The sequence below is a fragment of the Aneurinibacillus danicus genome (assembly GCF_007991215.1).
GTDB classification, from domain to species: Bacteria; Bacillota; Bacilli; order Aneurinibacillales; family Aneurinibacillaceae; genus Aneurinibacillus; species Aneurinibacillus danicus.
This window is the reverse complement of record NZ_BJXX01000211.1, coordinates 1-10,161: the sequence shown is the minus strand read 5'-3', so window position 1 is coordinate 10,161 and position 10,161 is coordinate 1. Positions and strand designations below refer to the sequence as shown.

Annotated in this window: 8 protein-coding genes; all 8 read right to left on the bottom strand. The window is 48.8% G+C overall.

The features are described from left to right. A partial coding sequence (locus ADA01nite_RS20555; protein ID WP_146812306.1) for an aldehyde dehydrogenase family protein occupies positions 1-1,433 on the bottom strand: 1,433 nt, incomplete at its 3' end. A 25-nt stretch (positions 1,434-1,458) separates the two neighbouring features. Further along, positions 1,459-2,724, bottom strand: a complete 1,266-nt coding sequence (locus ADA01nite_RS20550; RefSeq protein WP_146812305.1) for a nickel pincer cofactor-dependent isomerase, group 22 — start codon at positions 2,722-2,724, stop codon at positions 1,459-1,461. 36 nt (positions 2,725-2,760) lie between these two features. Beyond that, complete coding sequence (locus ADA01nite_RS20545; RefSeq protein ID WP_146812304.1) at positions 2,761-4,035, bottom strand: TRAP transporter large permease; 1,275 nt, start codon at positions 4,033-4,035, stop codon at positions 2,761-2,763. A gap of 2 nt (positions 4,036-4,037) precedes the next feature. Then, entirely contained in the window at positions 4,038-4,553 is a 516-nt protein-coding gene (locus ADA01nite_RS20540) for a TRAP transporter small permease (protein WP_146812303.1), read from the bottom strand. A 59-nt stretch (positions 4,554-4,612) separates the two neighbouring features. Then, entirely contained in the window at positions 4,613-5,638 is a 1,026-nt protein-coding gene (locus tag ADA01nite_RS20535; RefSeq protein ID WP_146812302.1) for a TRAP transporter substrate-binding protein, read from the bottom strand. Continuing rightward, on the bottom strand, positions 5,635-6,957 hold the full coding sequence (locus tag ADA01nite_RS20530) for a four-carbon acid sugar kinase family protein (RefSeq protein WP_146812301.1): 1,323 nt from the start codon (positions 6,955-6,957) through the stop codon (positions 5,635-5,637). The genes ADA01nite_RS20535 and ADA01nite_RS20530 overlap by 4 nt, the downstream gene beginning before the upstream one ends. 181 nt (positions 6,958-7,138) lie before the next feature. Further along, entirely contained in the window at positions 7,139-9,022 is a 1,884-nt protein-coding gene (locus tag ADA01nite_RS20525; RefSeq protein ID WP_146812300.1) for a PrpR N-terminal domain-containing protein, read from the bottom strand. A gap of 132 nt (positions 9,023-9,154) precedes the next feature. Beyond that, positions 9,155-10,042 carry a fumarylacetoacetate hydrolase family protein gene (locus ADA01nite_RS20520; RefSeq protein ID WP_146812299.1) on the bottom strand — a complete coding sequence of 296 codons (888 nt, stop codon included), beginning with the start codon at positions 10,040-10,042 and terminating at the stop codon, positions 9,155-9,157. Positions 10,043-10,161 lie beyond the last annotated feature (119 nt).

The following is a 10,161-nucleotide window of genomic DNA, read 5'->3' as shown; positions in this document are numbered from 1 at the left end:
TTAATGACTACAATCTTTTCATCCGTCATTTCTTGTACCGCGTAGTGCGGTCCCTCTTTTCCGATGCCGCTGTCTTTCACTCCGCCGTACGGCATGACATCGGCTCGATAGGTAGAAACATCATTAATGATGACACCGCCGAACTGCAACTCGTGCGCCGCACGCATGGCTAATTGGATGTTTGACGTAAACAGTCCCGCCTGCAGGCCGAAACGGCTGTCATTCGCCTGTGCGAACGCTTCGTCGATATCACGATAAGGGATGAGGCTGATAACAGGCGCGAACACTTCCTCGCAGATGACTTTCATTTCCGGCGTTACACCGGTAAGAATGGTAGGCTCCAGCACGCTTCCGTTTCGGTTCCCTCCGAACAAAACGGTTGCTCCCTGCTCTACGGCCTCTTTAATCCATTCTTCTGCACGCCGCGCCTCTTTTTCCGAAATCATTGGCCCGATATCGGTGTCCGGGTCTTCCGGATTACCGACGCGCAACGATTGGGCGACTGCTTTTGCTTTTTCTACAAAGGCATCAAAAATATCTTCATGGACATAGACGCGCTGCACGGAAATGCATGCCTGTCCCGCATTCGAATATCCGCGTGTTACGCAGAGTTCGGCCGCTTTGTCCAGATCGGGCGCATCTGCGTGTACGATGTTCGGCGAATTGTTGCCAAGCTCCAGCGTAACCCGGCGGATGCCTGTCGTGCTTTTGATGTGACGGCCGACACCGGCGCTCCCCGTAAAGGTGAACAAAGCGATGCGTTCGTCTTCAAGCAGGTATTGCCCCGTTTCCTGGCCCAACCCGTTTACCACGTTAAGATATCCTGCCGGAAGACCGGCTTCCGCCAGAATATCCGCCATCTTGCAGGCAATAATCGGCGTCACTTCCGCCGGCTTCAATACGACCGTGTTGCCCGCGGCAATCGCCGGTCCGATCTTATGTGCGGTGAGATTGAACGGGAAGTTAAACGGCGTAATCGCTCCGATGACCCCAACAGGGACGCGAATGGTGAACGCCATTTTATTCTCGTTGCCCGGCTGCCCGAGCGGTATGCCTGTTCCGCTGATGCGCTTGGCTTCTTCTGCGGATGCAATGAAAGTCTGGATGCCGCGATCGATTTCCGCGCGGGCGTCTTTCAACGTTTTGCCGACTTCACGAACAAGCACCAGGGCCAGTTCTTCTTTTCTTTCGCCGAAAATCTGCGCCGCACGCATAAGAATCTCATAACGCTCGTATGGAGTCAGCTTTTTGGTTTGGAACGTTTCAAGCGCGTTCGTTACTGCCTGTGTAACCTGCTCACGGGTTGTTTTCCCGATACGTGCATACTCTTCCCCGGTATATTTGTTGACTACGGAAATGGTCTCCTGCGGTGTGTGCCACTCGCCGTTAATGAAATGTCCATACGTTTGGATGGTATTTGTATCTGTACTCATGCTCTATCCACTCCTTTGGTTACGATTACTCGTGATTAAACTTCAAAAAGTATCCATGCTCATCAAATTGCATTTCTTCAGCCCCGGTAAGAATTTCGATATCGGATCTGCCTTCAAGCTCCGGCAGAAGCGATTCCGAGACATACATGTATTCAAGGTGAAGCGTATTCGGAATGCGGATGAACCGTGTTTGTTCCGCCTCCACTCCCCAGTTCGCACGCATAGCGGCTGCAATCGCCGCCCGGTCGTTCTCCATTACGATCGGAATCATCGCGCGGTGCAGAAAGGTACTGGTGATGACATTCTCATTCATTTTCTTAAAGTCAATCTGCGAAAACAGGCGCTGTGTCGTCAGATCCGCCAACCCAATTCCAAGCGCGTTGCCGTGCGACTCCTCGCTTACATTGCTCGCAATAATATATTTAATGCGCGGTGATAGCGGTTCTTCCACCCCTTGAATTCGAATGCGGCCGATGATGTTCGTATCCATACCGGTGCCGCTGTAGTTTTTTCCAAGTTCATCTACCAGCAGAATATCAATATCTTCTACCGGCAGCTTCGGCATCAACGAAGCCGAGATGGCGAGCAGCTCCTTCTCACGGGAAGGAATTTGCGCCGCTGGAATGGCTTCCAGGATGGCGGTTTGTTCGAATGCATTTTCTACGATGGCCATTCCGCAGATGATGTTTGCCCTATCGAGCATCACCTGCGCCACTTCCGGCATCATATCACGGATGCCGCGCACCCCATGGCTGTGAATCAATAAGGCCTGTTTATGCTTGCCAAGTCCGATGGCCGCCATCTTCATCAAGCCGCTTTCGATGCCGATGGGTGACTTGAAATCCGTATGCACTTTTACGCGGCCCATTAATAAAATCCCGTCCGCTTCCCATGCGTTTTTATCCATGTGCACCGGCATGCCATCCGGCGTTTCTCCAATCTGTACAACCTCCATGGAAGAAATGATGGGGGCTCCGCAATATTCTTCGGTAATGCCAAGGCTTTCGAGAACCTCTACCTGCCCTTCCGCCGTAGCGCCCCCGTGGCTGCCCATTGTGGGAACGATAAACGGAATGCCGCCCAGCTTTTTGATCTCATCCGCACAGGAACGGATAATAAGGGCGATGTTCGCGATTCCCCGGCTCCCGGCGGTAATGGCGATGCGCATTCCCGGCTTTACGGTCTCAGCCATGCGCAGCTTTGAAAATTGGCGGGCGACTTCTTCAGCAATATCGTGAACGACCGGCCCTTTGAAATGCTGTTTAATCTTTGCGATCCGAGGAAATTTCACAGTTCTTCCCCCTTTTTGTTTTCCCGGCCCGCTATTCTACTTTAATAAGGAAGGAAGCCATGTAGAAATCGCAGGTACGTACGTAATAATTAAAATATCCAGAATAAGCACAAAGAAGAACGGAAGCAGCGCTTTGGTTAGCCGTTCCAGTTTTATATTTGCAATCTGACAGGCTACGAATAAATTTACGCCGACCGGTGGAGTCACCATGCCCATTGCGAGGTTGACAATCATAATCATGCCGAAGTGAACCGGATCGATACCAAGTGCCATAGCGACCGGCGTCAGCAGCGGAGCCAGAATAATAATCGATGCCGATGTTTCAAAAAACATACCGACAAACAAAAGCAATATATTCACCAGAATCAAGAAAACATAAGGACTGTCCGAAAATGTGGTAAACATTTCGGCGACTTTTTGCGGAATTTGTTCCCGCGTCAAAATCCAGCCAAACATTCCGGCATTGGCAATAATAATCATAATGATAGAAGTCGTGATGGAAGAACGGGAAAAAATATCTACAAGGTCTTTCCATTTTACTTCGCGGTAAACGAACACGCCGACGATAAAAGCGTAAACCACCGCTACAACGGCCGCTTCCGTCGGTGTAAAGAAACCGCCGTAAATACCGCCGAGAATAATCACCGGCATCAAAAGTGCAAGAAACGCTTCTTTGAATGCCTTCGCCCGCATGGCCCAGGTAATGCCTTCTTCCCCTCTGTAGCCTTTTTGTTTAGCCAAATACCAAACAAGCAGAATCAATGAAAGTCCGATAAGTACCCCCGGAAGAAAACCGGCTATAAATAAATCCCCAATGGATACACCTGCGGAAATGCCGAAAAGAATCATCGGGATGGACGGGGGGATGATAACACCCAGCTCGCCGGACACCGCCTGGGTAGCGCCCGCAAATCCGACATCGTACCCTCTTTTTACCATCGCAGGAATAAGAATGGAACCGAGCGCCGCCGTCGTAGCCGCACTGGACCCGGAGATGGCCGAGAAAAACATCGCGGTAATAACCGTGACCACCGCAAGGCCGCCGGTAAGTCCTCCGGCCAATGAGTTGGCAAGATTCACTAATCTCCGTGATATGCCGCCGGTTTCCATCAGCGAACCGGCCAGGATGAAGAAAGGAATCGCCATCAACGGAAACGAGTCAAGCGCCGAAAACATCCGCTGCATCAACACGACAAGCGGCATATTTCCTTCCAGCATAAAAGCGATGCTGGAGGCCAGACCGAGTGAAATTGCGACCGGTACGCTCAGCAGCAAAAGGACAAGCAAAGAAATAAACATCGTACCTGCCATGGTTATTCACTCCCCTTAAAGAATTCCTTATTTGACTGGCCTTTTATTGTCTCCAGCAGCACGGCAACGGCATTCAGGAGCATAAAGAAGCCGCCGATCGGAATGGCCGCATACGGAATGGACATCGGAAGCTTAAGTCCGGGAGAAAGCTGGGCCGATACGTGACTTAACATTTCAAAGCCAAACACAATCATAACCACAAATAAGACCATAGAAAGAATCAGTGTTAAAACTTTCAGTAAACGCTGCGCTTTTTCGCTTAACCTTTCCGCAATGGCTTCCATGCCAATCAGCGCGCTGTAACGCACGGCGAGCGAAGCGCCGATAAGCACGAGCCAAATCATGGAATAGCGGGCCAGCTCTTCGGTCCACCGCGGCAGTTCCAATTCCATATAACGTCCCAAAAACCGGACACATACTTGATAAACGATTAACACGGACATGAATGCAAGTAAGAAAGCGGCAAAATAGCGCAGAAACGCATTGATTTTATCAATTCCTTTGATGAAGGACTGCATGGAAGTTCACCTCTCGGATAAGCGGGCGGATAGGTTTCCCTATCCGCCGCCTGCAAGTTTTATTGTGTGTTGCGAATCTTATCAATTAATTCCTTGCCAAATTGCGGTTCGTACTTTTCATATACCGGTTTTACAGCATCCTGGAACGGCTTGAGATCCGGATTTTCGATGATTTCCATGCCTTTGGATTTCAGTTCGGTGAGATATTGCTTCTCCATATCCTGGACGACTTGACGCTCGTATTTGCCGGCTTCCACAGCAGCTTCCTCGATCGCTTTTTGCTGTTCCGGGGTTAACGAGTCAAACTTGCTTTTTGAAATCAACATCAGCGACGGATTGTAGAAGTGACGTGTCAGAGTCAGGTGCTTCTGCACTTCATAGAAACGGGACGTCATAATAACCGGGATCGGATTCTCCTCTGCGTCAATTACGCCTTGCTGCAGCGCGGTGAACAGTTCCGTAAATGCCATCGGAGTCGGCTGCGCCCCCATCGCTTTGAAAGAATCCATATGGATGTCATTTTCCATCGTCCGAATTTTAATGCCCTTTAAGTCTTCCGGTTTTTGTACCGCTTTATCTTTGGTTGTTACACTGCGGAATCCGTTTTCCCACCATGCCAGCGTTTTCACGCCTGTCTTTTCTTCCACTTTCTTGCGCAGGTCTGTTCCGATTTCGCCGTCCAACACTTTATGTGCGTGATCGGCGTCGCGGAACAAGAACGGAAGGTCAACTACGGTTACTTCCGGAGCGAAGCCGCTCATCGGTCCGGTGGATGTCAGTACCATATCGATACTGCCCACATTCAGCCCTTCAATCATATCGCGCTCTCCACCGAGCGATCCGTTCGGAAAGATTTGAAGGTCAACCTGTCCGTTTGTTTTGTTTTTCACCAGCTCTTTGAATTTTTCCATCCCTTTTTGATAATGGGACGTGTCAGAAAGCGTATGGCCAACCTTCAGTGTGATGACGCTTCCACTTTCCCCGGAACCGGCGCTCTTCGAATCGGTCGAAGCGCTCCCTCCTCCGCCGCAGGCCGCCAGAAGCGTCATTGATGCTACCGCAAGAATGCTTAACCATTTTTTCATACAAAATTTCCCCCTCTTATTGCACTATTTTTTATTTTTTGCACTGCATGAAACAATGAATGAGGATTTCCGAACGCTCCCGCTTTTGTTATAACCGGAAGTCCGGAAGCCTGCCCTCCTATGATTTCACACAGCGGAATTCCCTCTTCTACTTCACCGAGTATACGCAAGGCCTGTACACCAAGATGCTCGCATGTTCGGTAGGCGATGTCGCCACCGGTGAGGACCAATCCTTTAAATGCGTACCGGCTTACCGCCTTCGCTCCCGTTTCTCCAAGAAAGTCCGCGATAAGATTTCCGGCCTCAAGACTGTTTGCATTATGTGCTTCCATCCACTTTCTAGTGGCAGCTTCCGCTTCAGCAGAAGTCTCTGTTGTCAGCACGGGATAATAGCCTTCCTGCGCCGCATTGACGATGTATTCTACCAGGCGATCCTGTTCCCTCCTGCGCTCTCCCTCGCTGAATAAACAGGACAATCTAGCGGTAGCAAAGGCAAACTCTTTGTAGTTTGAGAGTGTATTAAGCTGCCCCCTTGTTACAGCGCTTACACTCCCAGCTATACAAAATACAGGATGATTTTCATGCTCTGCTGTTTCTTCGCTGTCCGGGATCATTCCAACGGAATTTTCCAACATACCGGCCAGGCATTCCGCAAGCCCTGCGGAACCTACCCACAGTACGTGCATTCCGCTTGAAAACAAGGCCTCTGTAATCGATTTCAAATCACTTTCTAAAGCGCTATCACATACGATGATGCGCCGGTTTTGTGAGATGCAGTCCTGTACCTTTTCGATTAGCTCATGTTTCCTTATTGCTCTTATATCGAGATGAGCGACGGAACGCCTTGTTTGCGACTCAAGCAATGTGGGAAGGTGCGATTCACGAACAGGCGATTTTGCGTCGCTGCCCGCTTCTGAGTCTTCCAGCAGATGATGATTTACAAGATGATAGCCGCCTACCGTTATTCGCCGGTTTTTTGGATAAGCCGGGGCGACAAGCGCAATATCAAACGCTTCCATATCAAGCAACGCGTCAATTTCCGCACCGACATTTCCCCGCATCATAGAATCTACTTTTTTGTAGATATACGGCATGTCGGAAAGAGAAAGCGATGGTACAACGTCCTTTATCTTTTCATATGCCTCAGCGGCGGCAAGGGAACGGGTTTCTGCATTGTAAACGAGAACATCGATGCTTTGCGATTTTACCGGATTTTCTATTTCAAGCAGTGAAACCGTATTAAACCCTCTTTTTGCAAATTGCATCCCTGTATCGTTTGCACCGGTCAAATCATCGGCAATGACCAAAAGTTTCGCCAATGGCATCACCACCTTTCCTTTAAAAAGTTTCATTATGCCCCTTCCAGAAGATATTTTAGATAATTTAGAAGGTATCTAATTCTCATATATTATAATTTACACAATCAGTTGCAAATTTCAATAGTTTTTTTATAAATTTTGTTTTTTATTGCAACAAATAAAATAGCAGGCTGCGCGCCTGCTATTTTATCTCTTCATTTTTTATTTTTCTCCAGAGCGTCGAACGATTGATGCCGAGCCGCTTGGCGGCATGGGATTGATTGTGGTTTTCTTCTTCCAATACGCGAAGAATAATCTCTTTTTCCATCTGCTCTAATGTTTTGCCTGCGATGTCCAGATAACGGTCTTTGGAATGATTACGGGTATTAGCTTCGGCGAAAAGGCGGTCAAGTATGCTGTTCGCCTCTTCTTCTTCGATAAAAGGACCGGCGGAGGCCATACACAGCTTCTCTACCGTATTTCGAAGCTGCTGTACATTTCCCGGCCACGACGCTTGCAAAAGCCGCTCCATTACCTCTGGACGTATCCCGGCGATTTGCTTGCCAAATTTCACATTAAACGAGGCGATAAACCAGCGCACTAGTTCAGGAATGTCTTCTTTGCGCTCACGAAGCGGCGGAACGCTAATCTCTCCCCCATTCAGCAAATAGAATAAATCTTCCCTGAAATTCCCTTCCTCAATTTCCAGTTGAAGGTTTCGGGCATTGGCCGCAATGATGCGAACATCAATAGGAATCGGATGTTCTCCGTTTAGACGGGTCACCTTTTTTTCCTGCAGCACATTGATAAGCATAGCTTGAATGGATAGAGGCAGACGACCGATGGCATCGATAAATAGTGTGCCCTTATGTGCCGTTTCAAAAATCCCCTGCTTTTCCCCTGTCCCGCTCAGACCAAATATTTCGATCTCCAGTTGGTCCTCAGAGTAGGCCTCACAATTAAAAAATACAAATGGAGCCTCTTTGCGTTCACTCTCGTTATGAATGGCTTGCGCAATGCTTTCCTTGCCTGTTCCAGGCTCTCCGTAAATTAATACGGGAAAAGCGTTCTTACTGAAGAAACGGGCTGTCTCAATGGGATTGTGCATTGTTTCACTAACTGCAACCAAATGATTAAAGTGTATATGCGCCTGCAGCGGGGCGGGAAGCAGCTTATACCGGATGCGGCTCTCGGCTTTCTGGATACGGCTAATCTCCTGCAGTGTGATCATCCACTCTCCCGCCTCTTTGTTCGTCACGAGAGGAGTTTTTCTTATTACAATATTTTCGCCGTTTAGCATAACGACTTCTTCCCCGGGATCAGCCTGAGCTATTGGCGCTTCCGCAATCTGAAGCTGGGGGTGAAGCTCTTCAACCGGCCGTCCAATCTCTTGATCCGCTCTGGTGGCGAAGAGCCTTTCTGCCTGTTCATTCATGAAGATCATTTTTCCGTCTCCGTCCACAGCGATAATCCCCTGTTCGCAGCCATTGATAATCGATGTAAGAAGCGCCTTCTCCTGTTTTTCTTTCCTCGTATAGAAGCTCATGTGCTCCGCTTCTTCCAGCGATTCAATAACCGCCTCTTTGCCTGATGTAATCAAAATGGCGTTAAGTCCGAAACGCGTTGCCACTGAAGTACTGATAACGTCTCCGATGATGACCTGGATTCCTTCGGCATGAGCCTGGCGGATTCCCTTCTCGATTTCCTCTTCATGGTTAATGGGAAAGAAAGAAAGGTTCATATCCAGCAGCGTTCCGATTGCATCCGCTCCTTGGATGGTATTAAAATAGCTCATCAGGCCAATCTTTCCTTCATAGCCTTTTATCAGCGTAAGGGTACGCAAAATGTCATAGCCTGAAATCTTTACTTCCACCACAGGGAGGTTACAGTGCTGACGGAGCAGACGGGCCGTGGCTCCGCGGCTGACAATTACGTCAAACCCGTGTCCCTCCATTTCTTTTGCGATGGCTAGGCCTTTATGCAAATCTCCTACCTCTACATGCATTTCTTTCTTTAATTCTTTGTTTACTTGCAAGAACAAATCTTTCAATCCCGGATAAGGGGCGATCACTAAAATACGCGCCATACGCAGTCTCCTTCACAACAAATGTTGCATTTTAATACACTTCCATTGTAAGGGTAAGTGTTTGATTTTTCAATGAAGAATTCAGTAAAAAGGCCTCCTCCTGTTACCAGGGGAAGCCTACTCAACACGTATTTATTTTCTCATCGTATTCGTGAGTCGTCCCAGATTTTCAATCTCAACAGTGACTTCATCGCCGTCTTTAAGCCATTCCCGTTTGTCTTCCGGAAGTCCGAGGATGACGCCTTCCGGTGTGCCGGTCAAAATAATATCGCCCGGATAAAGCGTCATGTGCCTGGAAATATAGCTTACAATTTCGTCACAATAAAATATCATATCAGACGTGTTAGAATCCTGCCGCACTTCTCCGTTGACCCAGGTGCGGATGCGGAGATTCTGCGGGTCGCCCGCTTCATCCGCGGAGACGAGGTACGGACCGATCGGACTGAATCCGTCGCACGTTTTTCCGAGCAGCCATTGCGAGCTTTTGAACTGCAGATCGCGGGCGGATAAATCGTTGGCCGTGCAGTATCCGTAGACGTAAGACAATGCTTCTTCTTTTTCTACATCTTTTGCTTCTTTTCCAATCACAATAGCCAATTCCACTTCATAGTCGACCTGCTTGGACGCCGCAGGCAGTTTTACCTCCCGTCTATGTCCGGTAAGCGTATTATTGAATTTGCTGAACAGCAGCGGGGCCTCCGGCAAAGCCATATTGGACTCTTCGGCATGCCTTTTATAGTTTAGGCCGACGCAAATAATCTTTTGCGGATTGGTTACGCACGGTCCGTATGCAAGCTCCTCTTCAGTCAGAAAATGAACGGCTTCGCTTGACAGCGCCTGATCAACAAGGCGGCTGAGCGCCTGTTTTCCTTCTTCTCCGCTTTTGATGACCTGGTCAACGGACAGCGGTACACCCTCTGCGCCCGTTTCTTCCGCAAAGGCAGAAACGTCAAGTATGCCTTTCTCGGTTTTCACCCCCAAATGCCATGCGCCGTTTTTTTCGAATGTTACAGTAATCATGAAACTGCCTCCTTGTTCATTATGATCTATGCATACATTTCTTGTATGTATGCCGAATCCCCTGAAGCAAAGACAGCTTTTGTTCAGGGGATAGGGCGTATGGCTATGCTTTTACAAAT